Origin of the sequence: Siccirubricoccus sp. G192 (assembly GCF_019084075.1) — a bacterium.
Lineage (GTDB): Bacteria > Pseudomonadota > Alphaproteobacteria > Acetobacterales > Acetobacteraceae > G192.
This window is the reverse complement of the sequence record NZ_JAHREN010000001.1, coordinates 2,216,827-2,243,607: the sequence shown is the minus strand read 5'-3', so window position 1 is coordinate 2,243,607 and position 26,781 is coordinate 2,216,827. Positions and strand designations below refer to the sequence as shown.

24 protein-coding genes, 1 tRNA gene and 1 pseudogene are annotated in these 26,781 nt (G+C 71.6%); 14 read left to right on the top strand and 12 right to left on the bottom strand.

The window, feature by feature from the left end:
- Nucleotides 1-12: 12 nt before the first annotated feature.
- Entirely contained in the window at nucleotides 13-2,955 is a 2,943-nt protein-coding gene (locus KSF81_RS10635; protein WP_217378952.1) for an N-6 DNA methylase, read from the bottom strand.
- Nucleotides 2,956-3,115: 160 nt separating this feature from the next.
- Here KSF81_RS10635 and KSF81_RS10630 point away from each other — a divergent pair, with 160 nt between their 5' ends.
- The gene (locus tag KSF81_RS10630; protein WP_217378951.1) at nucleotides 3,116-3,469 is read left to right on the top strand and encodes a hypothetical protein; all 354 of its coding nucleotides are present in this window, start codon (nucleotides 3,116-3,118) and stop codon (nucleotides 3,467-3,469) included.
- Nucleotides 3,470-3,638: 169 nt separating this feature from the next.
- Here KSF81_RS10630 and KSF81_RS10625 read toward each other — a convergent pair whose 3' ends face one another.
- Genes KSF81_RS10625 through KSF81_RS10610 form a run of 4 tightly spaced genes read right to left on the bottom strand, consistent with a single transcriptional unit; the run spans nucleotide 3,639 to nucleotide 6,015 of the window.
- Entirely contained in the window at nucleotides 3,639-4,523 is an 885-nt protein-coding gene (locus KSF81_RS10625) for a DMT family transporter (RefSeq protein WP_217378950.1), read from the bottom strand.
- A 13-nt stretch (nucleotides 4,524-4,536) separates the two neighbouring features.
- Nucleotides 4,537-5,400 carry a bifunctional methylenetetrahydrofolate dehydrogenase/methenyltetrahydrofolate cyclohydrolase FolD gene (gene folD / locus KSF81_RS10620; RefSeq protein WP_217378949.1) on the bottom strand — a complete coding sequence of 288 codons (864 nt, stop codon included), beginning with the start codon at nucleotides 5,398-5,400 and terminating at the stop codon, nucleotides 4,537-4,539.
- Nucleotides 5,397-5,663, bottom strand: a complete 267-nt coding sequence (locus tag KSF81_RS10615) for a DUF167 family protein (protein WP_309139537.1) — start codon at nucleotides 5,661-5,663, stop codon at nucleotides 5,397-5,399. The genes folD and KSF81_RS10615 overlap by 4 nt, the downstream gene beginning before the upstream one ends.
- Before the next feature lie 37 nt (nucleotides 5,664-5,700).
- Nucleotides 5,701-6,015 carry a YggT family protein gene (locus KSF81_RS10610; RefSeq protein WP_254453455.1) on the bottom strand — a complete coding sequence of 105 codons (315 nt, stop codon included), beginning with the start codon at nucleotides 6,013-6,015 and terminating at the stop codon, nucleotides 5,701-5,703.
- 171 nt (nucleotides 6,016-6,186) lie between these two features.
- Between KSF81_RS10610 and KSF81_RS10605 the strand changes: the two genes are divergently transcribed.
- The 4 genes and pseudogenes from KSF81_RS10605 to KSF81_RS31135 all read left to right on the top strand — a co-directional run bounded on the left by KSF81_RS10605 (nucleotide 6,187) and on the right by KSF81_RS31135 (nucleotide 7,937).
- A tRNA-Ala gene (locus KSF81_RS10605) sits at nucleotides 6,187-6,262 on the top strand.
- A gap of 186 nt (nucleotides 6,263-6,448) precedes the next feature.
- A complete protein-coding gene (locus KSF81_RS10600) occupies nucleotides 6,449-6,994 on the top strand; it encodes an HdeD family acid-resistance protein (RefSeq protein ID WP_217378948.1) in 546 nt (181 codons plus the stop codon).
- Between the two features lie 48 nt (nucleotides 6,995-7,042).
- Nucleotides 7,043-7,258: pseudogene (locus KSF81_RS31140) on the top strand (NAD(P)H-binding protein); the annotation flags it as partial.
- Between the two features lie 178 nt (nucleotides 7,259-7,436).
- Nucleotides 7,437-7,937 carry a hypothetical protein gene (locus KSF81_RS31135; RefSeq protein WP_305801259.1) on the top strand — a complete coding sequence of 167 codons (501 nt, stop codon included), beginning with the start codon at nucleotides 7,437-7,439 and terminating at the stop codon, nucleotides 7,935-7,937.
- 144 nt (nucleotides 7,938-8,081) lie between these two features.
- On the opposite strand, the gene KSF81_RS10590 is transcribed toward KSF81_RS31135, so the two are convergent.
- Entirely contained in the window at nucleotides 8,082-9,227 is a 1,146-nt protein-coding gene (locus KSF81_RS10590; RefSeq protein WP_217378947.1) for a CaiB/BaiF CoA-transferase family protein, read from the bottom strand.
- Nucleotides 9,228-9,352: 125 nt separating this feature from the next.
- Between KSF81_RS10590 and KSF81_RS10585 the strand changes: the two genes are divergently transcribed.
- Together KSF81_RS10585 and KSF81_RS10580 are read left to right on the top strand one after the other, a co-directional pair.
- Nucleotides 9,353-9,937 carry a chromate transporter gene (locus KSF81_RS10585; RefSeq protein WP_217378946.1) on the top strand — a complete coding sequence of 195 codons (585 nt, stop codon included), beginning with the start codon at nucleotides 9,353-9,355 and terminating at the stop codon, nucleotides 9,935-9,937.
- Nucleotides 9,934-10,455 (top strand): chromate transporter, encoded by a 522-nt coding sequence (locus tag KSF81_RS10580; protein ID WP_217378945.1) that lies wholly within the window; start codon nucleotides 9,934-9,936, stop codon nucleotides 10,453-10,455. The genes KSF81_RS10585 and KSF81_RS10580 overlap by 4 nt, the downstream gene beginning before the upstream one ends.
- Here the strand turns inward: KSF81_RS10580 and KSF81_RS10575 are convergent.
- Nucleotides 10,452-13,109, bottom strand: coding sequence for a TonB-dependent receptor domain-containing protein (locus tag KSF81_RS10575; protein WP_217378944.1), 2,658 nt, complete (start codon nucleotides 13,107-13,109; stop codon nucleotides 10,452-10,454). The two genes, KSF81_RS10580 and KSF81_RS10575, sit on opposite strands and share 4 nt — an antisense overlap.
- Nucleotides 13,110-13,158: 49 nt before the next feature.
- Complete coding sequence (locus KSF81_RS10570) at nucleotides 13,159-13,524, bottom strand: DUF2946 family protein (protein ID WP_217378943.1); 366 nt, start codon at nucleotides 13,522-13,524, stop codon at nucleotides 13,159-13,161.
- Between the two features lie 86 nt (nucleotides 13,525-13,610).
- Here KSF81_RS10570 and KSF81_RS10565 point away from each other — a divergent pair, with 86 nt between their 5' ends.
- Nucleotides 13,611-15,062, top strand: a complete 1,452-nt coding sequence (locus tag KSF81_RS10565; protein ID WP_217378942.1) for an FAD-binding oxidoreductase — start codon at nucleotides 13,611-13,613, stop codon at nucleotides 15,060-15,062.
- 71 nt (nucleotides 15,063-15,133) lie between these two features.
- Here KSF81_RS10565 and KSF81_RS10560 read toward each other — a convergent pair whose 3' ends face one another.
- The 3 genes from KSF81_RS10560 to KSF81_RS10550 are packed head-to-tail and all read right to left on the bottom strand — an operon-like array spanning nucleotide 15,134 to nucleotide 17,548.
- On the bottom strand, nucleotides 15,134-16,354 hold the full coding sequence (locus KSF81_RS10560) for a DUF3618 domain-containing protein (protein ID WP_217378941.1): 1,221 nt from the start codon (nucleotides 16,352-16,354) through the stop codon (nucleotides 15,134-15,136).
- Nucleotides 16,351-16,743, bottom strand: coding sequence for a phage holin family protein (locus KSF81_RS10555; RefSeq protein ID WP_217378940.1), 393 nt, complete (start codon nucleotides 16,741-16,743; stop codon nucleotides 16,351-16,353). The genes KSF81_RS10560 and KSF81_RS10555 overlap by 4 nt, the downstream gene beginning before the upstream one ends.
- 13 nt (nucleotides 16,744-16,756) lie before the next feature.
- Complete coding sequence (locus KSF81_RS10550) at nucleotides 16,757-17,548, bottom strand: hypothetical protein (protein WP_217378939.1); 792 nt, start codon at nucleotides 17,546-17,548, stop codon at nucleotides 16,757-16,759.
- Between the two features lie 198 nt (nucleotides 17,549-17,746).
- Here KSF81_RS10550 and lptF point away from each other — a divergent pair, with 198 nt between their 5' ends.
- From lptF to KSF81_RS10530, 4 genes are all read left to right on the top strand, one after another.
- Entirely contained in the window at nucleotides 17,747-18,928 is a 1,182-nt protein-coding gene (lptF, locus tag KSF81_RS10545) for an LPS export ABC transporter permease LptF (RefSeq protein ID WP_217378938.1), read from the top strand.
- 25 nt (nucleotides 18,929-18,953) lie between these two features.
- The gene (lptG, locus tag KSF81_RS10540) at nucleotides 18,954-20,078 is read left to right on the top strand and encodes an LPS export ABC transporter permease LptG (protein WP_217378937.1); all 1,125 of its coding nucleotides are present in this window, start codon (nucleotides 18,954-18,956) and stop codon (nucleotides 20,076-20,078) included.
- Complete coding sequence (locus KSF81_RS10535) at nucleotides 20,075-22,402, top strand: LPS-assembly protein LptD (protein WP_254453454.1); 2,328 nt, start codon at nucleotides 20,075-20,077, stop codon at nucleotides 22,400-22,402. The genes lptG and KSF81_RS10535 overlap by 4 nt, the downstream gene beginning before the upstream one ends.
- A gap of 122 nt (nucleotides 22,403-22,524) precedes the next feature.
- Entirely contained in the window at nucleotides 22,525-23,499 is a 975-nt protein-coding gene (locus KSF81_RS10530) for a tripartite tricarboxylate transporter substrate binding protein (protein ID WP_217378936.1), read from the top strand.
- A 130-nt stretch (nucleotides 23,500-23,629) separates the two neighbouring features.
- Here KSF81_RS10530 and KSF81_RS10525 read toward each other — a convergent pair whose 3' ends face one another.
- A complete protein-coding gene (locus tag KSF81_RS10525; protein ID WP_309139536.1) occupies nucleotides 23,630-24,607 on the bottom strand; it encodes a tripartite tricarboxylate transporter substrate binding protein in 978 nt (325 codons plus the stop codon).
- A gap of 264 nt (nucleotides 24,608-24,871) precedes the next feature.
- Between KSF81_RS10525 and KSF81_RS10520 the strand changes: the two genes are divergently transcribed.
- Both KSF81_RS10520 and KSF81_RS10515 read left to right on the top strand, forming a co-directional pair.
- Nucleotides 24,872-25,840: a tripartite tricarboxylate transporter substrate binding protein gene (locus tag KSF81_RS10520; RefSeq protein WP_217378935.1), complete on the top strand. Its 969-nt coding sequence runs from the start codon at nucleotides 24,872-24,874 to the stop codon at nucleotides 25,838-25,840.
- The gene (locus KSF81_RS10515) at nucleotides 25,837-26,754 is read left to right on the top strand and encodes a DUF1835 domain-containing protein (protein WP_217378934.1); all 918 of its coding nucleotides are present in this window, start codon (nucleotides 25,837-25,839) and stop codon (nucleotides 26,752-26,754) included. The genes KSF81_RS10520 and KSF81_RS10515 overlap by 4 nt, the downstream gene beginning before the upstream one ends.
- Nucleotides 26,755-26,781: the final 27 nt, after the last annotated feature.

The following is a 26,781-nucleotide window of genomic DNA, read 5'->3' as shown; positions in this document are numbered from 1 at the left end:
CCGAGTGCCGCTTCAGCCGTGCCCTCCTGCCGGACGGAGTTCCGCCGCCGCAGCCCGCCAGGGCGCAGCCAGCAATTGCTCGACCAAGTCATCAATGACAGCCGCGATGCCGTCCAGGGCCAGCGCATCCCGGATGGCGCGGCGTTGCCGGGGGAAATGTGCGCCCTCGTCCAGTGCCACGGCGGCGGCAACGTGTTCCGCCCTCGCGGCAGCCTCGGCCATGTCCCGGTGCAGGGAGTTGCCCCGGTCGAAGAGGGGGATGGGGAGTTCCCAGGCCAGATTGTCGAAGTGGCGGGCGCCGCCCTCGCCGCGCGACTGCAACGGTGCCACCCGGGCGCGCACCGTCTCGCTGTTCAGCACCGCAGTAAGATAGCGCGCCTCAGCCATGCTGTATGCCGCGGTCCAGTACGCCATGTGATCGACGATCATCGTCGCATCCTCGATGATGGCGGCGGTTAGGAAGATGCCCGCCTTGCTGTAGGCTACCCGCAGCCCCGCCACCGGCACCTGCTGCGACAAGCCACGAAGATGGTCGAGCCTCTCCGCCAAGGTCATCCGCAGCGTCCCATCGGTTCGTTGCGCCGCATGCGCCGCCCATTTCGCCTCCACGTCACGCAGCCAGGCGGCGAGGTGGCGGTGCCCTTCGCGCGCCGCCGCCTTGGCATCCAGCACCCTCCCCTCGGCATCCACCGGCACCACGCCAAGCACCTCGCGCGGCAGCAGCCGGAAGGGGCCGATGCCCTCGCCCAGCAGCACCGGCCGCTGGAACGCCGCCTCCACCGGGCCGCTCGGCGGCTCGACCCCGGTCCAGGGCCGCTTGTCCAGCCGACCCGCCCGCCCACGTACCCGCGGCGCCGCCCGGCTTGGCCCGAGCCGCCCGCCCGCCTCGCGCTCCACGATGAAGAAGCGGCGCGGGACGATCGTCGCGCCCTGCTTGAATCGCGCCCGGTAGGGCGAGGCGGCGGCCAGGGTCGGACCCGCCGGCCAGGCCGCGTCCCGCCATTCCAGCACCCGGTCCGCCATGGCCTCCGTCGCATCGCGGCCCGGCAGGGCGCCGACCACCCGCATGATCCGCTGCGGCGGCGGCCCGAGCGCATCCCGCCGCCCGATCAGCACGCAGGCCGGCACCGGAAAGAGCGGCGAGACATCTTGGTTGTCCAGGCTCCACGCCTCCTCGATCCGCACCCGCACATCGCGCATGTCGCCGCTGCGCAACCCGGCGAAGGCCGGCCGGTTGAGCGCCGGGCGTGGCATGACGAAGGCTATGGTCCCGCCCGGCTTGAGGTAGCGATGCGCGGCCCTGGCCCAGAACAGCGCCGAGAGGTCCTGCTGCGTCGCCAGCGCACCGCCCACCCAGAGCCGCAGCCTCTCGCAGGCGCTTCTCATTCGCGCCTGCATCTCCGCGCTCATATGCCGATAGGCGACCCAGGGCGGGTTGCCCAGCACCACATCCGCCCGCTGCTCCGGCCGCGAGAGCCAGAGCGGCCTCGCCAGGTTGCGCAGCACGAAGGGCCAGATACCGTCCCGCCCCGCCCGGTAGAGCACCTGAAGCTGGGCATAGGTCGCGGCCATCGCCGCCGCGTCCGTCTCCGCCACGCCGGGAAGCCGCCGCAGCCGCCGCTCCATCTGTTCGGCCGATGCGTCGTCAGCCAACCCCTCGGTCAAGGCGCCCACGCTGCGGTCGAACAGGGCCTGATCCTCCGCCAGGCCAGCCGGCACATGCAGTGGCCTGCCATCCGGCACCTGCACCACCACGTCCCGGCTGCTCACCGTCTCGCGCAGGTTCCACTGCATCGCATCGCCCAGGAAAACCGGCACATGCAGTTCGCCCTCGCGATTCGCCACGTCGTCGCCGAGCGCCAGCAGCCAGGTGACCCGGGCGATGATGACCGCCACGGGATGCACATCGATGCCACGCACTTGTTCGGTGGCCGCCCGCACCATGCGGGCGGCCGGCCACCCCGCCTGCCGCGCCGCCGCCTGCAACCGCCGCACCGCATGGAACAGGAAGGTGCCCGAGCCGCAGGCGGGGTCCAGCACGCGCTGGTCCAGCGGCGCCGCCACGGCCCGCGCCGTCACCTTCGCGGCCAGCCAGTCCGGCGTATAGTATTCACCGAGGCCATGCCTGTCCCGCCGGTCGATCAGGCTTTCATACAGCGCCTTCAGCACATCGACCTCGGCCCGCCGCAGGTCGAACCGCGCCGCTTGCCGGGCCAGGCGCAGCACCAGGTCGCACCCCTCGGGCACTTGCAGGACCCAATCGAAGAAGTCGCTCTCCACGGCGCCGTGGATGCCGTCATCTCGCAGGGTTTGGCCGGAAAGGATCGCCGCCGCATCGGTGGTGCGCAGGCCCAGCACTCGGGCAGCCACCGTCTTGGCGACGATGGTCAGATAGGTGTGTTGCAGGAACAGCACGTCATCGCCGGCCGGGGCGCCATAGACCTCCCGCAGCAACCCATCCCAAAGCTGGCGCTTCAGCCGCACCTCGGGATGATTGCCGAGCCTCTCCCACAATGCGGCCAGCACCGCATGGGCGCGGCCGAATGTGAGGCTTTCCCGGCCCAGTTCCCGCTGGATCGACAAAGGTTCGGGCGGCAGGTCGTCACGTGTGGTCAGCGCGGGTTCCAGCCAGGCGAGCAGCGCCTCCGCCCGCTCCGGCCTCGGCTCATGCCGGCTGAATTCGATAAGCTGCCCATTCCGCATTTCATAGGCGATGAAACTCGCCCCATCGGTGGCGATGCCGATGATGCCACGGCCGGATTGGCGTTGCCGCTCTGTGAGGTAGTCAGGCAGCCTGGCCTGCACGTCACGCATTTCAGCGCGGAGGTCGTGCTTGAACTCGAACACGGTGGCGCCGAACAGGGTATCGGCGCGGCCCCGAATCTCCGGCATCCGGACTTCGTGGTCCAGTTCCTCCCACCGCACCCCAAGCCCCTGGACCAGCAGGGTTGTCACCAGGGTCCTGACAGCTTCATGACCCGGGCGGGCGGCGAGGCGCGCAACCAGATCAGGCAATTCGTGTTGACGCCAATGCTCGGACATGCGGCGAGGATGCGTGCACGTTACGAAGCTGACAACCCTGTTCACCGGTTTGGTGAGTGTCTAGGATGGGATCATGATCGGTCAGCGACTCGGTCGGCAGCCCGACCTGTTTGCCCCTCAACCCGACCTGTTCGATCAGGGCCATGGGGCAGAGGGCGCCGCGCCCCCACCAGAGGATTTTATCCAGCGAATCAGGGGTGAGTTGGAGTCCACCCTGGCGCAGGTCCGTGCCGCGGAAGCCTTGCCCTGGCCAAACCTGACACGCTCCGCACTGGCCGAGATGCGTTTCCATTCTGTCGCCCGCTGGCTGCCGGAGAGGGAGGCATTGGCGTTGCGCCGCGCCTTCTCGATCGAGCTTTGCCGACTTTATGAAACAGCGGATGCGTGGCCGCTGCCGGAAACCCTGGCGTTGGCAGAGAGTTCCTGATACGTTCCAAGAATCACCATCCGAACCACGCCCGCCCCCCGGAACGCGGCCCCGGTAAAACGCTAAAATCCCAAAATCCTAAAACGGCCGGCGCCCCCGCGCCGGCCGCCCGCCTGGGTTTCCGCCGCCACCCCGGCGCCGCGCCTGAGGCCGTTTTGAATAAAATTCCTCAAACCCGCCGCGCCCGGAACAGCAGCGCCAGCCCCGCCAGCGTCACCGCGCCGCCCGCCACGTCCCACCAGCCCAGCCGCTCCCCCAGCAGCGCCCAGCCGAATACCGCGGCCAGCGGCGGCGCCAGCAATTGCAGGGAAGCCGCGCTGGCCGGCGGCAGCCGCCGCAGCATGACGAAATACAGCGCATAGCCGCCCACCCCCACCACCAGCACCGACCAGACCATGGCCAGCACCAGGGTCAGGCTCGGCGGGCCTGGCCAATGCGGCTCGGCCAGCACGGCCAGCAGCAGCAGCGCCAGCGCGGCCACGCCGCTCTGCCCCGCATTGACGGTCCAGGGGTCGAGCCGGGCGCGGGCCGGGGCGAAGGCCAGGATGCCCACCGCCTGGGACAGCGCGCCGCCCAGCGCCAGCAGCAGCCCGAGCCCGCCCGCCGCCGTCGCCAGCCCGCCCGGCATCCCCGCCTCCATGGCCCGGCCGAGCCCGAGCACCGCCACCCCCAGCCAGCCGAGGCCGAGGCCGAGCCAGGCCAGCCCCGGCAGCTCCCGGCGCAGCACCAGCACCTCGCCCGCCGCCACGAACAACGGCGCGGTGGCGCAAAGCAGCGCCACCAGCCCGGTGGGCAGGATGGCCCCGGCCATCCAGGCGCCGGCCAGGTAGCCCGCCGTGCCGAAGACCCCCATAGCCACCAGCCGCAGCGCATCCGCCCGCCCCGGCCAGCGCCCCCGCCGCCAGAGCACGATCGCCGCCAGGATCGGCGTCACGATCACGAAGCGCACGGCCAGCGCGGTTAGCGGCTGCCATTCCGGCACCACGCCCCTGATGGCGGTGAAGGCCGAGGCCCAGATCGCCACGAACAACAGGCCGAGGCCGAAGCCGGCCATCGGCGGCGCGCCCCTAGCCCGCCGCGCCGCGCCGGGCCAGCGCCGCCTCCAGCGTATTCTCCAAAAGGCAGGCGATGGTCATGGGGCCGACACCGCCCGGCACCGGGGTGATGGCGGCGGCCCGCTCCCGCGCCTCGGCGAAGGCCACGTCGCCGACCAGCCGGCCCTCGGGCAGCCGGTTGATGCCGACATCGATCACCACCGCGCCCTCGCCGATCCAGTCGCCGCGCACCAGTTCCGGCCGGCCGACCGCCGCCACCAGGATCTCCGCCCGCCGGCATTCGGCGGCAAGGTCGCGGGAGCGGGAATGCAGCACGGTCACGCTGCAATCCGCGGCCAGCAGCAATTGCAGCATCGGCCGGCCGACGATCTGGCTGCGGCCGAGCACCACCGCCCGCGCCCCCGGCAGCCTGGCCCCGGCCTCCCGCAGCAGGTGCATCACCCCCTTGGGCGTGCAGGGCACCAAAGCGGGCCGGTGCAGCGGCGCGCCCATGGCCAGGCGCCCGGCATTCAGCGGGTGGAAGCCGTCCACGTCCTTGGCCGGGTCGATGGCGGCGATCACCGCGTCCTGGCGGATCTGCGGCGGCAGGGGGAGCTGCACCAGGATGCCGTCCACCACCGGATCGGTGTTCAACTCGGCCACCAGGTCGACCAGGGTATCCTCATCCGTGTCGGCGGGCAGTTGCAGAGTGGCGCTGTCGAAGCCGGCGGCGGCGGCGGCGCGGTCCTTGTTGCGGACATAGACACCGCTTGCCGGGTCGTCGCCGACCCGCACCACGCGGAGCCCCGGCCGGAAGGGCAGATGCGCCACGCGCTCGGCCAGGCTGGCGCGCAGCCGGGCGGCCACGGCCTTGCCGTCGATGATGCTGGCTGTCATGCGAAACTCTCCAGTCTTGCCGCCAGGGCAACGGGGTCGCCCACCACCATCAGGGTCTTCTCCCGCGCCGCGGCCCCCTGCGCCACCGAAACGGCCGAGGGCGGCACCCCGAGCGCCCGGGCCAGCGCGGCGCAGGCGGCGGCATTGGCGCGGCCATCCTCCGGCGGCTCGGTGACGGCGAGGCGGAGCCGCGGCCCGTTGGCGGCCGGCACCACGCTGCCGAGGCCCGGCCGCCGCGCCCGCGGCTGCACCTTCACCCACACCGTGACGCCCCCCCGGCCCGGCCTTCCACCACACCGGCTAGAAATACGCGCCGGACAGGATCAGGCGGTTCTGCAGGGCATTCACCAGCATCTCGGCGGCTGTGATGAGCAGCAGCACCACCAGCGGCGAGAGATCAACGGGGCCGAAATTGGGCAGCACCCGCCGCACCCGGTCGAAGGCCGGCTCGGTGAGGCGGTAGAGGAAATCCGCCACGGTCCAGACGATACGGTTGCGGGTATCCAGCACGTTGAAGCTGATGAGCATCTGGACGATCACCGCCAGCAGCACCGCCCACCAGAACAGGTCGAGCGCCGCCCTGACCAGGAAGAAAACCGCATCCAGGAACATCATCAACCCCGCTGGGAACGCCGCCGCAACCTAGTGGCGGCGCGGCGGTGGGACAAGCGCGGCGGCAGCGCCGGCACCCTTGACTTCGCCCCGGGGCGGAGGCATCTAGCCGGCCGTCGCAGGGCGGTTGATCCTGGTGCCGGTGGCGCCGGCGATCCTGGCGCCGGGTGGCGCGGGGCTGTAGCTCAGTTGGGAGAGCGCGTCGTTCGCAATGACGAGGTCAGCGGTTCGATCCCGCTCAGCTCCACCACCGCCCGCCTTCCGCAATGTCCTTCAAGTTGACGTGCCCCCCGGGCTTCATTCCTGGAATGGGCGGCCCGCCCGGTCTAGCAGGGGAATGACGGCCGCCTGATGCCGGCGCCGGTCCTGCTCGGGATGCGCTTCGCCATGTCGGACACCCCCCCTGGTTACGCCCCAACCGACCGAACGCTTCGCCATGGTGCGGATGCTGGCACGCGGCTGGTGGCTGTTCCTGCTGCGCGGCGTGGCGGCGATCCTGTTCGGGGTGCTGGCCTTCCTGGCGCCGGGGCTCGGCCTCGCCGTCATCCTGGGCTTCCTGGCCGCCTGGATGGCGGTGGAGGGCGTGGCCACGCTCTACCAGGCGGCCAAGGGCACCTCGGGGCGGCATGGGTTCTGGGTCTGGGTGGATGGCATCGTCTCCCTGGCCGCCGCGGCCTTCCTGCTGTTCTCGCCTGTCGCCTCGGCCTTTGCCCTGGTGCTGGTGGTCGCTGTCTGGGGCATCGTCATCGGCGTGATGCGGCTGGTCATGGCCTTCCGCATGGGCAGCCTGTGGATGGGCCTGCTCGGCGCGGTCAGCATCCTCATCGGCGCCTGGCTGATCGCCGCCCCGGGGCCCGGCCTGCTGGCGCTGATCTGGCTGGTAGGGTTGCAGGCGATCATGATGGGGGTGCTGCTGATCGGCTTCGGCTGGCGCCTGCGCCGCATCCACAACGACCCGCACGGCCCCGCCGTGCCGGCCTGAGGATCATCCGGGGGCATCCATCCGCATGGCCGGACCCGGGGATCACCCATGAACATCTTCCTGACGGGCGCGAGCGGCTTCATCGGCAGCTCCGTCGCCGCGCGGCTGATCGCCGCCGGGCATGGGGTGCGCGGCCTGCTCCGCGACCCCGGCAAAGCGGCGGCGGTCCGCGCGATCGGCGTCGAGCCGGTGATCGGTACCCTGGACGACGCGGCGCTCCTCACCCGCGAGGCGCGGGCGGCCGATGCCGTGGTCAATGCCGCCAGCAGCGACCATCGCGGCGCCGTGGAGGCGCTGGTCGCGGGCCTGGCCGGCTCGGGCAGGCCGCTCGTTCATACCAGCGGCAGCAGCATCGTCGGCGACGAGGCGATGGGTGAGCCCTCCGAGCGGGTCTTCGACGAGGAGACGGGAATTTACCCCCGCGCCGGACAAGGCGGCCCGTGTGGCGCTGGACCGCTTCGTCCTCGGCGCGCCGGGCCTGCGCCCGGTCGTGCTGTGCAACAGCCTCATCTACGGCCATTCGCTCGGCGTGCCGGCGGAGAGCGTGCAACTGCCCCGGCTGGTGGCGCGGGCGCGCCGGAGCGGTAGGGCCGGCCATATCGGCCGCGGCCTGAACCGCTGGTCCACGGTCCATATCGCCGATGTCGCGGAACTCTACCGCCTGGCCGTCGAGCAGGCGGAGGCCGGCGCCTTCTGCTTCGTGGAGAACGGCGAATCGGCCTTCCGCGACATGGCGGATGCGATCGGCGAGGCGCTGCACCTGGGCCCGGCGGTGTCGCTGCCGGCCGAGACAGCCATCGCCGAATGGGGCCGCGCGCATGCCGTGTTCTCGCTCGGCTCGAACAGCCGGGTGCGCGGGAAGCGCGCGCGCAGCCGCTTCGGCTGGACGCCGCGGCATGGCTCGGCCGTCGAGTGGATCCGGCACGACCTTGCCGCTGCCTGACAGCCAGGGGGCGAAGCGGGCGTCCGGCGACGCGGCCTAGTGGTGCGTGCCAGACGGTTGTTACCGCCTGGCACGCACCACTAGCCGTTCATTTTGTGGGCCGATCCACCTGACACTTGGGAACCAAGTGTCAGGATCGGACCACTAGCCTTCTTCCAGCCAGGCGCGGATTTCCGCGCCGTGCTCGCCAAGGTCGGGTGCCCTTCGCCGCAGCCGGGCCGGCGTGCCCTCCAGCCGCACCGGCGGCGCCAGGGTGCGGATGGTGCCGTGCTCCGGGTCCTCGATCTCCGCTACCACGCCGCGCGCCACCGCCTGGGGATGCGCCAGCGCCTCGTCATAGGCCAGCACCGGCTCGGAGGGGATGCCGGCCTGGCTGAAGGCGGCCAGCCAATGCGCACTGTCCTGCCGCGCCAGGCAGTCCTGCAGGATCGGGATCAGCGCCGCGTTGTTCGCCACCCGCTGCGCATTGACGGCGAAGCGCGGGTCCTCGGCCAGTTCCGGCCGGCCGATGATCCCGCAGAGCGCGCGCCAGAATTTCTCCTTCGAGGCACCAAGCGTGATCCAGCCGTCGCGGGTGCGGAAGACCCGGTAGGGCGCCGAGCCGCGATGCAACTGGCCCAGCCGCTCCGGCCGGGTGCCCTGGCTCAGCACATGCGCCGCCTCATAGACGCCGAGCGCCAGGCCGGATTCCAGCAGCGACTGGTCGATCCGCTGGCCGCGCCCGGTCCGGCCCCGCGCCGCGAGGGCACCGAGGATGGCGATGGCGGTGAACATCCCCGCCGTGACATCGGTGACGGCGATCGGCAGCCGATAGGGCTCGCCCTTCGGCGGCCCATTGCCGGCCATCAGCCCGGACATCCCCTGCGCCATCATGTCGAGCCCGCCATGCGCCGCCCAGGGACCGTCCTGCCCGAAGCCGGAGATGGAGGCGTAGATCAGCCTGGGATTCTCCTGATCCAGCGCGGCATGGGAGAGGCCCACGCGGTCCAGCGTGCCGGGGCGGAAATTCTCGACCAGCACGTCGGCGCGCAGCGCCAGGCGCCGCAGCACCGCGACATCCTCCGGCGACTTCAGGTCGAGCACGATGCTGCGCTTGTTGCGGTTCCACAGGCTGAAGGGGGCGCTGCGGCCATCGACGAAGGGCGGCATGCGGCGGGCATCATCGCCGGTGCCAGGGCGCTCCACCTTGATGACATCGGCGCCCATGTCGCCGAGCAGCATGGTGCAATAGGGGCCGGAGAGGAAATTGGTGAGGTCGAGGACGATCAGCCCGTCCAGCGCCATTTCCATCGGTCCCTCTCCCCACTGCTTTCCGGGGACTAGACCAGCGCGGCAGCACCGCGGCAAGGCCGTGCCCCGGATGGACCCGGCGGCGCTTTCCGGCGAGCATGGCGGGCCGCCACCGGAGAGCTGCCTTGCCTGAATCCACCGCCCCTCATGCCACCGTGGTCCCCGGCCGGCTGGAGCTGTTCCTCGGCTATCTCAAGATCGGCCTGCTCGGCTTCGGCGGCGTCGCCGCCTGGGCGCGGCATGTCATCGTCGAGGAGCGGCGCTGGCTGACGGAGCTCGAATATGCCGAGGTGCTGGGCCTCGGCCAGGTGCTGCCGGGACCGAATGTCGGCAATGCGGCGGTGATGATCGGCCGCCGCTTCCATGGCCTGGCCGGGGCGCTGCTGGCCACCACCGGGATCTACCTGGCGCCGCTGCTCATCCTGATCGGGCTCTGCGTGCTCTATGACCGATACGGGCAATTGCCGCAGGTGGCGCCGGCCATGGCGGGCATCGCCGCGGCGGCGGCCGGCATGGTGATCGGCACCGCCTTCAAGATGGCCGGGCGGCTCAGGCTGCGATGGGACGCGCTGCTGGTCCTGGTGCTGGCGGCGCTGGCCGCGGCGTTGTGGCGCCTGCCGCTGCCGCTGATCGTGCTGGTGCTGGCACCCGTCTCCATTGCCCTGGCGCTGCGACGGGCGCGGCGCCCGGCCGAGGCGGGCGCGCGATGACCCTGCTGCTGCAGATCCTGGCCACCTTCTCCATCCTGTCGCTGGTGGCGGTGGGCGGCGCCAATTCGGTGCTGCCGGAGATGCACCGGCAGGTCGTGGAACTGCGCGGCTGGCTGGACGACGCCACCTTCGCCCAGCTCTATGCGCTTGCGCAGGCGGCACCGGGGCCGAATATCCTGGTGGCCAGCGTCATGGGCTGGCGGATCGCCGGCGGCGCCGGGATGGCGATGGCGACGCTCGGCATGCTGGCGCCCTCCGCGGTGCTGGCCTGGGGCATGGCCGGGCTGACGCAGCGGCTGCGCGGCGCCCCCTGGCTGAAGCCGGCCCAGGCCGGGCTGGTGCCGGTGGCGATCGGGCTGATCCTGGCCGCCGGCGTCACCATGGCGCAGGCGGCGCAGGGCCATGGCGTGCTGCCGCTGGTCGTGGTGGCCATCTCCACGGTCTTCGTCTGGCGGACGGATTACAGCCCGCTCTGGGTCCTGGCGGGCGGCGCGGTGCTGGGGCTGGTCTTTCTTTAAACGGGTTCCAGCGCCCGGTGCGGCGCCGCCGGCAGACGGACCTCGATCGGGTCGCCCGGCCGCAACACGCCGCCGGCCAGCACGATCCCCATGATGCCGGCCTTCCGCACCAGCCGGCCCTGGGCGTCCCGGCCCAGCACCGCCGCCATCAGCCCCGGCCGGAAATGGTCGAGCTGGCGGCACGGGTTGCGCAGCCCCGTCACCTCCACCACCGCGGTCTCGCCGAGATGCAGCAGCGTGCCCGCCGGCAGGCCCAGCAGGCCGAGGCCGCGCGTGGTGACATTCTCGCCCATCTCGCCGGGCGCGACGGCGAAGCCGGCGGCCCGCAATTCCGCATGCAGTTCCTCATGCAGCAGATGCACCTGGCGGAGATTGGGCTGGGTCGGGTCGCGCGCCACGCGGGAGCGGTGCTGCACCCTGGCGCCCAGATGCGCGTCGCCCTCGATCCCCAGGCCCGGCACCAGCCAGATGGCGTCCCGCACCGGCTTGCTGAAATCATGCGTCACGCCGCGGCACACCGCCGCCACGATCCCCTGCATCCGCGCTGCTCCTAGAAACTCACCCGCGTGCCGAGATACACGCTCCGCCCCTCCCCCCGGATAGAAGACCGCGCTGCCGACGCTCCGCGCATCGGTGATGGTGGAGAGGTCGCTGACATAACGCTTGTTGGTGAGGTTCCGCGCATCGAGGAAGACCGAGACACCGGACGCCAGGGTCAGCCCGGCCTCCAGCCCGAATTTCACATAGGCGGGCGCGCGCAGCGTATTGGCGTAGTCGGCCCAGGCGCCCTGCGGCACCCAGTCCAGCACCGGCGTCACGAAGAAACCCTCCGGCCTTGTGTAGGAGAGCGTGGTCCGCAGCACATGCGGCGGCAGGCCGGCGATGCGGTTGCCGCCATATTGCCGGTCCCCGCGGAAGCGGAAGTCGTTGAAGGTCCAGATCTGGCCGAGCGTCAGCCGGTCCCCCTCACCCGCCAAGTCACGGGCCAATTCCACCCGCCCGGCCAGTTCCACGCCCTGGTTCACCGTGAGGCCGGCATTGAAGGTGCTGGCGGGGATGCTCGGGTCGGTGGTGGATTGCAGCAATTGCCCGCGGATATTGGAGCGGAACAGGGTCACGTCCCAGCCATAGCGGTCGAAGCGGCCGCGGGTGCCGACCTCCACGGTCCAGGCCCGCTGCGCCTGCAAGGGCACGAAGCCGGTGGCGCCGCCGGATTGGGTCTGGGTGAGGTCGGTGAAATCCGGCACATCGGCGCTGCGGGTGATGTTGGCGAAGGCCTGCACCTCCGGCCGCGGCTGCCACAGCACGCCCAGCCGCGGATTGAAGCCGTCGTAGGTCCGGCCGAGCGAGACGGCGCCACGGCTGGAGGACAGGCCGCGGCCGAGATCCTCGTAGTCCCGCTCGTTGCGGAAGATCTTGGCGCCGGCGACCAGCGCCCATTCCGGCAGCAGCCAGAGCCGGTTCTCGGCGAAAGCCTCGTAGTTCTGCGCATTCTGCCGCGAATTCAGCGTCTGTTGGCCGCGCGAGCCATGCAGGTTCACGTATTGCAGGGCGGTGTTGCTGCCGGCGAAGTAGCGCGTCCCGACCACCAGGTCGTTGCGCAGCCCCGCCAGGTCGAAGCTCGTGCTGAAGCGCGGCGCGGCGCCCCAGGTCAGCCCGTCCTGGTCGATCACCTGGAAGATCGGGTGATAGAGCCGCTTGTGGATCAACCAGCTGTCCAGGTCGAAGCGGCCATATTCCGTAGTGATGCTGGTGCGGTTGGCGAAGCGCTCCGCCCAGACGTTGCGCGCCTGGTTGCCGGAGAGCGCCGCGGCGCTGGCGATGCGCGGGTTGTGCAGCGCATCCTCCAGGCTGAGCGAACCGGGAAGCTGCTGCCGCACGATATAGCCGCCGGCATAGAAGCGCGTCTCGATATTCTCCGAGACGCGGTAGCCGATATTGGCGTTGAACTGCTCGTACTGGCTGCGGGAATGCTGCCGCCAGCCATCCGCATGCGCCACGGTGGCGCTGCCCAGCGCGTCCCAGTCGCCCCATTGGCGCGAGACCTGGCCGGAAAGCCGCCACGTGCCGAATGTGCCGCCCTCCGCGCGCAGGATGTTCGGCGCCTCGGCGGTCTGCGCCGTGGGGGTGACGAAATTGATCGCGCCGCCCAGGGTGGAACTGCCGAAGGCCAGGGCATTGCCGCCCGGATAGACCGCGGCGCTGCGCACCGCCAGCGGGTCGATCTGGTAAAAATCGCCGCTGCCATCGGCCAGGTTCACCGGGATGCCGTCCTGCAGCACCTCGACGCCGCGCAGGTGGAAGCCGCGGCCGATGCCGGAGCCGCGGACCGAAAGCCGCAATTCCTGGCCGTACCGGTTCTGCACGAAGACCCCGGGCGTATCCGCCAGCATGTCACGCAGGGTGAAGGCATAGCGGTTGGCGAAGGCGCGCCCGTCCACGAAGCGCACGGCGGCCGGAGTCTGCTCCAGCGCGCGGCGCTGCGCCTCGATCCCTGGTGCCGTCAGGGCCTCGGGGCGCTGTCCCGTGACCTCGATGGCCGGCAGCGTGGCGACGGGCTCGGTGGCGATGGGCGCGGGCTGCGCAAGGGCCGCCGGCGATGCGGCCAGGGCAAGCAGGGTGATGCCGCGCGGGGCGCGGGGATGGGGTGGCATGGGACTCTCCTGAACGACACGGGGGGCGCGGCTTGCGGCGCGGTGGTCGTCAGGCGGCAGGAGGGGCGCGGGGCTGCTGCGGCGGCGCGCGCGCCGGGGCGGGCGGCAGGCCGGCGATCGGCGGCGTCAGGAATGCCGCATAGGCGACCGGCGCCGGCGGCAGGGTGGGGACGGGCGGGGCCGGGGCCGCGGCGGCCGGGCAGACCGGGCAGGCGTCATGCGCCGCCTCGCCCGGTGCCGGGGGCTCGCCTTCCTCCAGATGCAGGGTCCGCAGCCCCTCCGCGGTGCAGATCTCGAGGCCGAGGCCCGCGCCCTGGCCGAGTGGCGCCAGGCAATGCCCGAAGGCCATCCCCCACTGCAGGCACAGCAGCAGGGCCAGCAGATGGGTCAGGATGGGAGGAACGCGCCGGGCCATGCCTTTCCTATGCCGGATCGGCCCGCGGCCGTCACGCATCGCGACAGGAAATTGACCCCGGCCGGCTTCCGCAGGACTCTCCCGCCATGTCCCGCACCGAAACCGCCCCTGCCACCCCCCTGCCCGCTCCCCTGCTCAGCCGCCTCGCCGCGCTGCTCGGCCCGCGCGGGCTGCTGACCGAGCCCGGCGATCTCGCGCCCTATCTCGTGGATTGGCGCAACCTCTACCAGGGCCGCACCCCCTGCGTGCTGCGCCCGGCCGATACCGCCGAGCTGGCGGCCGCGGTCAGGCTCTGCGCTGAGGCCGGCGTGCCGCTGGTGCCGCAGGGCGGCAATACTTCGATGGTGGGCGGCGCCACGCCGGATGAGGCGGGCGGGCAGATCGTGGTCTCCATGGCGCGGATGAACCGCATCCGCGACCTCGACCCGGTGGACATGACCATGACCGCCGAGGCCGGGCTGGTGCTGAAGGCGGCGCAGGAGGCGGCAGCGGCGGCGGGCTGCCTGTTTCCGCTGAGCCTCGGCGCCGAGGGCACGGCGACGATCGGCGGCGTGCTCTCCACCAATGCCGGCGGCAATACCACGGTGCGCTACGGCAATGCCCGCGAGCTGATGCTGGGGCTGGAGGTGGTGCTGCCGGACGGCCAGGTCTGGAACGGCCTGCGGCGGCTCAGGAAGGACAATACCGGCTATGCGCTGCGCCACCTGTTCGTGGGCGCCGAGGGCACGCTCGGCTTCATCACCGCCGCCGTGCTGCGGCTGTTCCCCCGCCCGCGCGAGACGGAGGTCGCCTTCTGCGCCGTGGCCGACGAGGATGCGGCGCTGGCGCTGTTCCGCCGCTTCCGGGACCGCGACGAGGGCGCGGTGCGCGCCTTTGAATACATGTCCGGCGCCGGCGTGGGCTTCGCCGTGCGGCATATCGAGGGCGTGACCCTGCCGGTGGCGACCCGGGCCGCGCATTACGTGCTGGTGGACCTCGCCTCCTCCCGCCCCGATGCGGGGCTGCGCCCCCTGCTGGAATCCGTGCTGGAGGAGGCGCTGGAGGCGGGCGAGGTGCTGGACGCCGCGGTGGCCGAGAGCGAGGCGCAGCGCGCCGCCCTCTGGCGCATCCGCGAGGAGCACCCGGAGGCGCAGAAGCGCGAGGGCGCCTCGGTGAAGAGCGACGTCTCCGTCCCGGTCAGCAAGGCACCCGAGCTGATCCGCCGCGCCTCCGAAGCCTGCCGCCGGCTGATCCCCGGCAGCCGCCCGGTGCCCTTCGGCCATCTCGGCGACGGCAACATCCACATGAACCTGGAGCAGCCGGAGGGGATGGACCCGGCCGAGTTCCTCGCCCGCGGACATGACATCATGGATGCGGTGAACGAGGTAGTCCGCGACCTCGGCGGCAGCTTCTCCGCCGAGCATGGCGTTGGCCGGCTCAAGCCCGACATGATGCCGCTCTGGCGCGGCGGGGCGGAGCTGGACGTGATGCGGCGGATCAAGGCAGCGCTGGATCCGCAGGCGCTGATGAATCCGGGCAAGGTGCTGCCCGGCGGCTGAACGCCAGGCCAAGGCGGACCCGCCGCCCCGGCTGGAACCACCGGGACGGCTCCAGCCGGGACGGTGCCGGGCTAGACCGGGCCGGGCCGGGTCGGGTTCGGCGTGGGCGCCGCGTCGGGCGCCGTGCCGGGGCTGCCCGTCCGGTGCGGTTGGCCAGCCTGTTCCGCGGGGCGGGGCGTCGCATCGTCGCCGCTGCCGAGGGCGTTTTTCGCCTCGCCGGCGGCATCCCGCACCACGTCATGCACTGCTTCGCGCGCCTCCTTGGCCGCCTCGCCCAGCGCCTCGCCGACGCGACCCAGCGAGAGGTTGTCGCCGCCCAGCCGGTCCTTGGCCTGTTCGAGATGCTCGCCCGCGGTTTCCTTCACCCGCTCGTAGCCCTCCTGCGCGGTGGCCTTGGCCCGTTCCGCGAGGTCGTCGCGGGTTTCACCCATCAGCCGGTCCTCGGTCTCGGTGCCCGGCAGCAGGGCGCCCACCGCGGCGCCGAGGGCCAGTCCGATCGCGCCCAGCACCAGCGGCTGTTCGCGCATCAGCCAGCCCAATCCCTGGCGGGTGCTGTCGCCGAGGCGGTCCATGCCCTCCCATGCATCATGCGCGGCCGTCCTGGCCTGTTCCGCAACGGAGGCGGTGGCGGAGCCGATGCTGTCGCCGAGCCGGCCCATGCCCTCCCGCGCATCATGCCCGGCCATCCGCGCCCGTTCCGCGGCGGAGGCAGCGGCGGAACCCATGCTGTCGGCGGCACCGGAGGCGGCATCCGCGACCGAGCGATAGGCCTGGCCCGCCATCTCGCCGGCCCGGTCGGCGGCGCCGGCCAGGCTGTCGCGCAACCCCTCCGCCGCCTCGCCGACACGGTCCTTCGCCTCGCCCGCGGCATTGGCGGCGCGTTCGGTGAGCGATGGCCCATCCGCCTCGCCGCCATAGACCCGTGCGGCGCCCCGGTAGTTCCCGCCCTGGTAGCCGCGGCTGGCATAGTCGGGCGCCGGCAGGGCGCGCTGGTAGTAGTCGCCGTTGCTCCGCCTCGCCGGGCGATTGCCGGAGAGCATCAGCCAGCCCACCCCGGCGCCGATCAGCAGCAGCGGCATCGGGTTGTCGCGCACCTGCCGCCCGAGGTTGCGGGCGAATTCCGAGCCGCCGGACTCGCGCATGTAGTCCAGCGCCTGCTCGAAGAGCTGGCCGGGGGAGGCGCGATCGCGCAACTCCTCCAGCGTACCGGTGAGGCGGGCCCGCGTGGATTCCACCTCGCGCTCGATCTCGGCGCTGGAACGGTCGCCCGGGTCTGTCGCACTGCCGCTCATCGTACCTGCTCCTTCGCCACCTGCGCATCCCGCGAGAGCTGCTCGGCGGTGCGTTCGGGCATGAGGTTGGATGTCTTCAATTTGGACAGGCCGCTGTGCAGCAGCGCATAGCCGACCAGCGCCGCGACGACGCCCACGATCAGCCGCGACCAGCCGATCGCGATGCCGAAATGGACCAGCAGCGATTCCAGCGCGAAGAGCAGGATGATCAGCGCCCCGAAGAGCAGGGCGCCGCCCGCGACCAGCGGGGTGATCGCGCCGGCCGCCTGGCCGAATTTCTCGCCCATCTCGGCACGGGCAAGCTGGATCTCCTTGCGGAACAGCGTGGAGATCTGGCCCACCACGCTGCTGAAGAGTTCCGGAACCGAACGGTTGCTGTCGGATGGCATGGCCGTTCCCTCTTCAGGTCACCGGGTCCTGCGGGCCGCTGCGGTTGCCGGCCGCCGGCATCGCCCCGGCGCCGCCAAGCGTCGCCGCGGCCATGGTGGCCGGCCGCGCCGCCGGGATGGCGCCATCCTTCGGCTGCCCGCCTTCCGGCACCCAGCCCGGCGCGCCCATGGCGCTTGGCCGTGGCGTGGCGATGCCATGCCCCGGGGTGCCCTGCATGCCGCCGGAACGGCCCATGCCGCCCTGGTGGCCCAGTTCCGCCCGATGGCTCGCCCAGTGGTCCCCATGGTGCTGGTGCTCGGCCGAGCTCTTGGCGAATCGCGCCAGGGCGAAGCCGGCCAGCACCGCCGCGCCGAAGAAGGCCACCGGCTGGCGCCGCGCCAGATCCTCGACCTGGCCCATCAGCTCGCCCGGGCTGCGGTCGCGCAGCGCGCGGGCCATGCCGTCCACGGAGGCGGCCGCCTCATGCACATAGCGGGCGATCTGCGGCGAGGCGCCCTGCAACTCGTCCGCCGCCCGATGGACGGCGCGGGCCAAGCCCTCCGCCTGCTCGGCGCCCGCCTTCTTCTGCTCCTCTGCGAAGCCGAGCGCGCGCTCCTGGGCCGCCTCGGCCACCTTGCTGCCCTCCGCCTTCACCTCCTCGACGGTGCGCGAGGCCTCCTCGCGCAGCGCTCCGGCTGCCTGCCTGGCCTCGGCACCGATCCCGGCGGCGGCCGAGCGGACCTCGTTGCCCGCCTGGCGTATCGCGTCATCGGGGCTGCCGCTGGCATTGCGGGGCGGGCTGCCCGGCCCTTTGGCGTCACTCATGCGCTGCTCCTGCATTGGGGCGGTTGCCCTGGTCGGCCTCCAGGCAGCACCTGCCGTGGCAACAACAGCCAGAAGGCGCGGCCGTTCCAGGCGGCCGGTGCGATCCGGTGCCGAGCAGGCCGCCCTCGCGGTTCCAGTCGGGGCATCCTTGGTCTAGGGTGCCGCCCTCCAAGGCCAGCAGCGCCAGGCCCGCAACGAATGACCCGCCTCGACCGTTACATCTTCCGCCAATTGGTTGCCGCCCTGCTCGCCGTCACGGTCGGGCTGGCGGCGCTCGTCTGGCTGACCCAGTCGCTCCGCTTCATCGAGCTGGTGCTGGACCGCGGCCTCTCGCTGCTGGTCTTCGTGGAGCTCACCGGGCTGCTGCTGCCGAGCTTCTTCGCGGTGATCCTGCCCATCACCACCTTCGTGGTGACGCTCTTCGTCTATGTGCGGTTCTCCACCGACCGGGAGCTGGTGGTGATGCGCGCCGCCGGGCTCTCGCAGTGGCAATTGGCGCGGCCGGCCATCGGGCTGGCGCTGATCTCGGTGGGGACCTGCTACGCGCTGAACCTCTGGATGGTGCCGGCCAGCCAGGCCGCCTTCCGCGCCTGGCAATTCGAGATCCGCAACGAGCTGGCCGCGATCCTGCTGCAGGAAGGCGTGTTCAGCTCGGTCGGCGACGACCTGACGGTCTATGCCCGGCTGCGCGACCGCGACGGCACGCTCCGCGGCATCCTGGTGCATGACGCGCGGGAGCGCGGCGCCCCGATCACCATCCTGGCCGAGGCCGGGCGCATCACCGTCACCCCCCAGGGGCCGCGCGTCACGCTGGAGAACGGCCAGCGGCAGCAGGTGGAGCGGGTGCCGCCGCCGCCCGGCTCGCCCCCCGGCACGCCCGCCACCACCCGGCTCTCGGTACTCAGCTTCAGCGAGAACAGCGTCGACCTCGCCCGCGCCGCGCGGGGCGAGGAGAACCGCTATCGCAACGCCCAGGAACGCACCATCGACGAACTGCTGCACCCCGATCCGGCCGAGCACATCCCCGAGCGCGACCTCCGCCGCTTCAAGGCGGAGGCGCATCAGCGGCTGGCCGGGCCGCTGAACGCGCTCGGCTTCGGGCTGGTAGCCATGGCGACGGCGCTGACCGGCCAGTTCCGCCGGCATGGCGGCGGGTTCCGGCTCTTCGGCGGCATCGCCGTGGTGATCGTGCTGCTGGCGGTAGGGCTGATGACCGGCAACCTGGCGGCGCGGCAGAACAGCATGATCCCGCTGATCTGGCTGAACGCGCTGGCGCCGGGCCTGGTCGCGGTCTGGGTGCTGGCCGGCATGCCGGGCCTGCCGCAGGCGCTGCGGCACCCGCGCCGCGCCGTCGCCCAGCCGCAGGGCAGTGGCCTGTGACTCCCCAGGCGCGAGGCGGTGCCCTTTGACCATGGCCATCACCCTCACCCTCTACGTGGCGCGGCGCTTCCTCGGCGCCACCTTCGCCATGCTGGCCGGGCTGACCCTGCTGATCGGGCTTTTCGACTTCATTGAGCTGCTGCGCCGCGCCAGCACCCGCCCGGAGGCGAGCTTCGCCCTGGTGGCCTCGATCGCCGGGCTGCGCGTGCCCTATGTGTCGCTGCAGATCCTGCCCTTCGCCATCCTGCTCGGCGGCATCCTGGCCTTCTGGCGGCTGACCCGCTCCTCGGAACTGGTGGTGGCGCGGGCGGCGGGGATTTCCGCCTGGGGCTTCCTCTCGGGGCCGGTGCTGGTCGCGCTGGCCTTCGGCATCCTCGGCACCGCTGGCATCTCGCCGCTCGCCTCGGCCATGCTGGCGCGGGCGGAGCGGCTGGACTACGCCTATCTCCGCAACACCGCCGGCCTCACCGCGCTGGCCGGCGGCCGGCTCTGGCTGCGCCAGGCGGACCGGGGGCTGGAGCCCGGCGGGGTGGCCATCGTCTCCGGCCGGCCGCAGGCGGAGCGGCGGCTCCGGCCCGGCACCGACTTCACCATGACCGATGTGAGCCTCTGGCGCCTTTCCGCCAATGACCGGCCGCTGGCGCGGATCGAGGCGCCGCGGGCCCGGCTGCTGCCCGGGCGCTGGCTGCTGGAGGAGGCCGTCACCTTCAATGCCGACCACAGCGCCGGGCCGCGCCAGGATCTCAGCTTCCCCACCGACCTGACGCCGGACCGGATCGAGAACAGCTTCGCATCCCCGGATACGCTGAGCTTCTGGGCGCTGCCGGATTTCATCGCGGTGCTGGAGCAGGCGGGGTTCTCGGCGGTGCGCCACCGGCTGCATTTCCAGAGCCTGCTGAGCCTGCCGGTGCTGGCCGCCGCCATGGCGCTGCTCGCCGCCGGCTTCTCCATGCGCCCCTCCCGCCGCGGCGGCGTGGCGCAGATGATCGGGGCCGGCGTCGCCGCCGGCTTCGCGCTCTTCATGCTGGACCGGATCACCGGCGAGTTCGGCGAGGCCGGGACCCTGCCCGTGCAGCTCGCCGCCTGGGCGCCCACCATTGCCGGCCTGCTGCTGGCGCTCGCCCTGCTGCTGCACCTGGAGGATGGATGAGAGACGGCACCCGGCGCGGCGGAATGACCCTCGGGGCGGCGGTGCCGGGGCTGCGCCTGCTGGCAATGGCGGCGCTGGCCGCCGGGCTAGGCCTCGCCGCCGCCCCGGCGCGGGCGCAGGTCGAGGCGCCGATGGTCACGCCGCGCGACTCCTCCCCGCTGACCGGGGCATCGCGGCCGCGGAGCCAGACCCCGCTCACCGGCTTCGCCGCCAGCGGCCCCGGCGTCGACCCCAATGCGCCGGTGACCTTCACCGCCGACGAGGTGGAATACGACCGGGCGCGCGGCCTGGTGATCGCCCGCGGCCGGGTCGAGGCCTGGCAGGGCGAGCGGGTGCTGCGGGCCGAGGAGTTCACCTATGACCGCAATACCGGCATCGCCACCGCCCGGGGAAATGTCCAGTTGCTGGAGCCCGATGGCCAGGTGCTCTTCGCCGATGAGGCGGAGCTGAAGGACCGGTTCCGCGACGGCGTGCTGACCGGCGTGCGGGCGCTGCTGGCGGCGAATGCCCGCATGGCGGCGAATGGCGCGCGGCGGACCGGCGGCACCATCAACGAGCTGTCGCGGGTGGTCTATTCCTCCTGCGACCTCTGCCCGGAAGACCCGACCCGCCCGCCGCTCTGGCAGGTGGAGGCGCGGCGCGCGACCCAGGACAAGGAGCGGCAGCGGATCACCTACCGCGACGCCACCATCCGGCTCGCCGGCGTGCCGGCCTTCTACACGCCCTATTTCTCGCATCCCGATCCCTCGGCGCCCAGGGCCTCGGGCTTCCTGTTCCCGACGCTGGGCATCACGCGCTTCCTCGGCGCCTTCGTGGAGACGCCCTATTTCTGGGCGATCGACGGCACCTCCGACCTTACCATCTCGCCCATGTTCTCGGCCCGGCAATATCCGAATGTCGGATTCGAATACCGCAAGCTGTTCAATTCCGGCGAGATCCAGGCGGATGCCTCGATCGGCGGCTTCAACGGCACGGATGTCGACGGCAAGCAGGAACTGGCCGGCCACATCTTCGCCAAGGGCCGCTTCAGCATCGACGAGAATTGGCGCGTCGGCTTCGACCTGAACCGCGCCAGCAACGAGCTCTATCTCCGCACCTTCCGCTACGAGTACCGGCGGGTGCTGACCTCGCAGATCTACGCCGAGGGGTTCTGGGGCACCGAGCGCTATGCCCGCATCGACAGCCGCGTCTACCAGGGGCTGCGGTCCACCGACAACATCAGCCAGATCCCCTATGTCCTGCCCAACCTCTATACCGACTACGCGCCGCGGAGCCGCGTGCTGGGCGGCAACCTGACGGTCGATGCCGGCTATTTCGGCATCTACCGCGACATCGGCACCATGACCCAGCGGATCGCCAGCCGCGTCACCTGGAACCGGCCGGAGATCGGGCCGCTCGGCGATCTCTGGACCTTCAAGGTCCAGGGCGACGCGCTGGGCTACTATGCCCGCGGCCAGCAGGAGCCGCCGGTCAACCTGCCCGATGCCAATGGCACGCGCTCGGTCGGCAATATCCGCGCCGCGGTGGACTGGCGCATGCCCTTCGTGCGCGACGCCGGCGACTGGGGCAGCCAGACCATCGAGCCGCGGGTGCAGTTCGTCACCGGCCCGCGCATGGGGCCGCAGCGCCGCATCCCGAACGAGGACAGCATCGATTTCGAATTCACCGATGCCAACCTCTTCGCGCTGAACCGCTTCACCGGCCGCGACCGCCAGGAGGGCGGCTCACGCGTCGACATGGCGCTGCGCGGCGCCTGGGATTTCCGCAATGGCGGCCAGGTCGAGGGGCTGGTCGGCCGGTCCTACCGGTTCGACGACAACAGCTTCAATCCCTATCCGGGCTCCGGGCTGGAGCACCGCGCCTCCGACTACGTGGCGCGGCTCAGGGTGGCGCCGGTGTCCTGGTTCGAGACCATCGGCCGGGTCCGCACCGACAGCGAGCGGCCGCTGGAACGGCGGCTGGTGGACACGGTGGGAAACCTCTCGCTCGGCCCGGTGACGCTTTCGGCCGGCTATCTCTACTCGCCGCCGCTGCCCTACCTGGTGCCGAGCCGCACCCGCGAGGAGGTCGGCGCCGGCTTCACCGCCCGGATCGGCGATTACTGGCGGGCCGGCGTCAGCGGGAAATACGATCTCGGCCTGGACCGGCCGGTGCTGATCCAGGGCGCGGTTGGCTATGAGGACGAGTGCTTCATCATCGAGGGCCGCTTCGTCAAGCGCTTCGCCCAGGATCTGGCGACCCAGCAGCTCTACCCGGCGAATACCGTCGTGCTGATCCATATCGGCTTCAAGACGCTGGGCGATTACTTCTTCCGGGCGATCTGAACGGCCCGGCGGCGCCGCCGGCGGGGCTCTGGTGGGGCGCTGTCATGGACGGCCCCCGCCGCATCTTCTGCGCCCCGATCCCGTTGAGGTCCGGACAACGTCCATGACCTCGGGAGATGCCAATGCCTGCCACAACGCTTCGCCGCCGTGGCCTGCTGGCCCTGGCCGCAGCCGCGCCGCTCGCCCGCCCCGCCATCGCGCAGCAGGGCTTCCCCAGCCGGCCGATCCGCATGCTGGTGCCCTGGGCGCCCGGCGGCACCACCGACATCCAGATGCGCGCCCTCTGCGACGCGGCCTCGCGCAAGGCCGGCGTGCCTGTCGTGGTGGACAACAAGTCCGGCGCCGGCGGCATCCTCGGCGCGCAGGCGCTGCTGACCGAGAAGCCGGATGGCTACGCCCTGTCGCAGATGCCGGTGAGCGTCTTCCGCTACCCGGTGATGTCCTCCCGCCCGCCCTTCGACCCGATGAAGGACTTCACCTACATCACCCACCTGACCGGCTACACCTTCGGCGTGGTGGTGCGGGCGGATTCGCCCTGGAAGACCTGGCAGGAATTCCTGGACTACGCGAAGAAGAACCCAGGCAAGGTCGATTACGGCACGCCCGGCGTCGGCACCTCGCTGCATATCACCATGGAGCGGATCGCGGAGGAGAAGGGCATCGACTGGACCCACATCCCCTTCCGCGGCTTCGCCGAGAACATCCAGGCGCTGCTCGGCAAGCAGATCGACGCCACGGTGGACACCTCCGGCTGGGCGGAACTGGTACAGGGCGGCCAGGTCAGGCTGCTGGTGGTGTGGACCGCGGAGCGGGCGAAGCGCTTCCCGGACGTGCCGACGCTGCGCGAGACCGGCACCGATATCGTCTCTGCCTCGCCCTACGGCTTCGCCGGGCCGAAGGGCATGGACCCCGGGGTGGTGAAGGCGCTGGACGACATCTTCAAGGAGGCGCTCTACGCCCCCACGCATCTGGCAGTGCTGGACCGCTACGACATGCCGGTGATGTACAAGGGGCCGGAGGAGTATGCGGCCTTCGCCCGGCAGCAGATGGAGGAGGACCGGGCAATGATCGAGAAGCTGGGCCTGAAGATCAACTGATCCGCAACCCGATCGCGCAGATTCCGGCCCGGCGGTGACATCCGCCGGGCCGGGGACCGGAGAGGCGGACCGCTTGTATCCTGCGGACCGGTTCACGCCCTCCGGCTGCGCCTGCGGGCGACCGGGCCGCTCAGTTCATCTTCAGCCCGAGCTTGCGGATCATCTCGCCCTCTTCCTTGTACAGGCGCTGGACGAAGGCGGTGTAGTCCGCCGAGTTCATGTAGTCGGGCTCCATATCGTAGCGCTCCAGCACGACCTGGTGCGCGGGATCCTCCAGAGCGGCCTTGAAGGCGTCGTGCAGGATCTTCACCACCCCGGGGTCCATGCCCCTAGGCCCGGCGAAGCCGTAGGGCGAGGCGGAGACGATATCGGTGCCGGTCTCGCGCAGCGTCGGCACATCCGGGAAGCGCTTGGTCCGCTTCGCGGTCCAGACCACCAGCAGCCGCAGCAGCCCCCCTTCGACCAGCGGCGCCCAGCCGGTGGAATCGGCGGTGCAGTCGATCGTGCCGGAGAGCGTCGCCTGCTGGTTCTCGGCACCGCCCCGGAAGGGCACATGCACCCAATCGATGCCGTGCCGCTGCGCGATCTGCTCCATGGTGATGTGCAGGCTGCTGCCCACCCCCGGCGTGCCGTAGGTGACCTTGCCCGGATTCGCCTTGGCGTGGGCGAGGAACTCCTGCCAGGTCTTCCAGGGACGGTCGGCCTTCACCACCACGCCGAAGGTATAGCCCGTGACGTGGATGACGTAGGTGAAGTCATTCAGCGGGTCGAAATTCGGCCGGTCCGTCATCTGCGGCAGGCGGAAGACCGAGATCGGCATCTGGGTCAGGGTATAGCCGTCGGGCCGCGCATCCTTCACCGCCAGCGCGCCGAGCGTGCCGGCGACGCCGGGGCGATTCTCGATGACGATGGTCTGACCCAGCTTCCGCGAGGCGATCTCGGCGAGAGAGCGCATCTGCCCATCCGTCGATCCGCCGGGCGGCCAGGGGACGATCAGGCGGATCGGCCGATCCGGGAAATTCCCCTGGGCGAGCGCAGGGCGGGCAAAGGTGGCACCCGCGCCAAGCATGAGGGCGGCGCGGCGGCCAACCAGAAATCCATTCGTCACGATATACTCTCTCCCGGCCTGCCGGGCCAATCGGATGGCCCGTTCACGGGCGGTATTTGGGCCGAAAGGCCCGGCGGCACAACCGGGGGCGGGCCAGTCTGGATACGATACCGAACCGGTACCCCATGCCGCCGCGCCCGCAGGCGTGACCGGCGAAGCCTGGCGCACCACCCGCACCGGTTGCACGGCACTGGCCCTTCGGGGAGAGTTCCATCCAATGGGACCGGCCGCGGCAGGCCGGCGATCACGGAGGAAGCATTCCGAATGACGATGGTCCTTGGCCGCCGCATCCTGCTGGCCACCGCCGGTGCCGCCAGCCTGGCCCGCCCCACCCTCGCCCAGCCCCGCTACCCCGACCGGCCGATCCGCGTGCTGGTGCCCTGGACTCCGGGCGGCGCCACCGACATCCAGATGCGCGCGGTCTGCGAGGCCGCCTCCCGCCATCTCGGCCAGCCGGTGGTAGTGGAGAACCGGCCCGGCGCCAGCGGTACATTGGGCGCGCTGGCGGTGAAGGACGCGAAGCCGGATGGCTATACGCTGTCGCAGATGCCGAACGGCGTGTTCCGCATGCCGGCGATGGTGGCACGGCCGCAATGGGACCCGCTGCGCGACTTCACCTGGATCATCCGCATGGTCGGCTACATGGGCGGCGTGGTGGTGCGGCCGGATGCGCCCTGGCGCGACATGCCGGCGCTGCTGGACCATGCCCGCGCCCATCCGGGGGCGCTGAATTACGGCACGCCGGGCGTGAACACCACCGAGGTGCAGATGCAGCGCCTGGCGCGCGCGGCGGCGGTGGACTGGGTGCCCGTGCCCTTCCGCGGCGCCGCGCCGAACCTGCAGGCGCTGCTCGGTGGGCAGATCCATTTCTCAGCGGAAACCAGCGCCTGGGCCGACATGGCGCTGGAGGGCACGCTGCGGCCGCTCGCGGTCTGGATGTCCGAACGGGTGAAGCGCTTCCCTGACGTGCCGACCTTCCGCGAATTGGGCTATGACGTGATCGGCGAATCCGCCTATGGCATCGCCGGCCCGCGCGGCATGGAGCCGGAGGTGGTGCGGACCATCCATGACGCCTTCCGGAAGGCGGTGCACGACCCCACGCATCTCGCCGTGCTGGCGCGCTTCGACATGCCGGTGCGCTATCTGGATAGCCAGGACTTCACCGCCGATGCCGCCGTGCAGGCCGAGGAGGCACGGCGCATCGTGCAGGAACTCGGCCTCAAAGCGGCATGAGCGGCAGGCTGCATCTCCGCTGCGGCGACGACCTGCGGGAGCGCCTGCCGCGCGCCGGCCTGGCCGGCGACTACCTCTGCTTCGCCGACCCCATCTGCCAGGGCCCGGCCCGGGACAGCGGCAGCCTGGCGGATTTCCTGGCGCTGCGGGCGCGCTTCGTCGCGCTGCATGCGGGGGTGGATGCGGCGGAGGCGCGGCAGCGCCTCGGCCGCGAATACGCGGCGCTGCAGGACCTGCACCGATACGACGCGGTGTGGCTGTGGTTCGAGCACGACCTCTGGGACCAGGCCGCGCTGATCCGCGTGCTGTCGCTGCTGGCGGAGCAGCGCGCGCTGGAGGGCAGGCTCTGGCTGTTGCCGGCGGATGGCAGGCGCAGCTTCCCCGAACTCGATGATGCCGAGCTTGCGGCGCTCCGCCCGGCACCGCTCACCCGCCTGCAACTGGAACAGGCGGCGGAAGCCTGGAGCGCCTTCGCGGCGCCGGACCCGGTCGCGCTCGACCGGCTCTCCCGCCGTGCCCTGGCCCTGCCCTTCCTCGGCGCCGCGCTGCGCCGGCACCTGCGCGACCTGCCCTGGACCACGGATGGGCTGGCCGAGACCGAGCGGCTGGCGCTGCGGGCGGTGCGCGATGGCGCGGCGGAGGCGGCAGTGTTCCGCGCGCTCCGCGCCGCCGACCCGATCTTCCATGTGACCGATCTGATCACCCGCGACGTGCTGCGCCGGTTGGGCAGCGGGCCGAACCGGCTGATCTCCCGCGCGGCGCCGCTGGTGCTGACGCCGCGCGGCCAGGCGGTTCTGGCGGGAGAGGCGCGGCACCGGCCGCCGCCGCGCGCCCAGGGCGGCGTCACGGTGCGGCCGGACCCGCCCTGGCTCTGGGACCCGCGGCGGGCCGGGGTGGTGGCGGCGCGGCAATAGAGCAGATCGTCGCAGGGCGGAACCGCC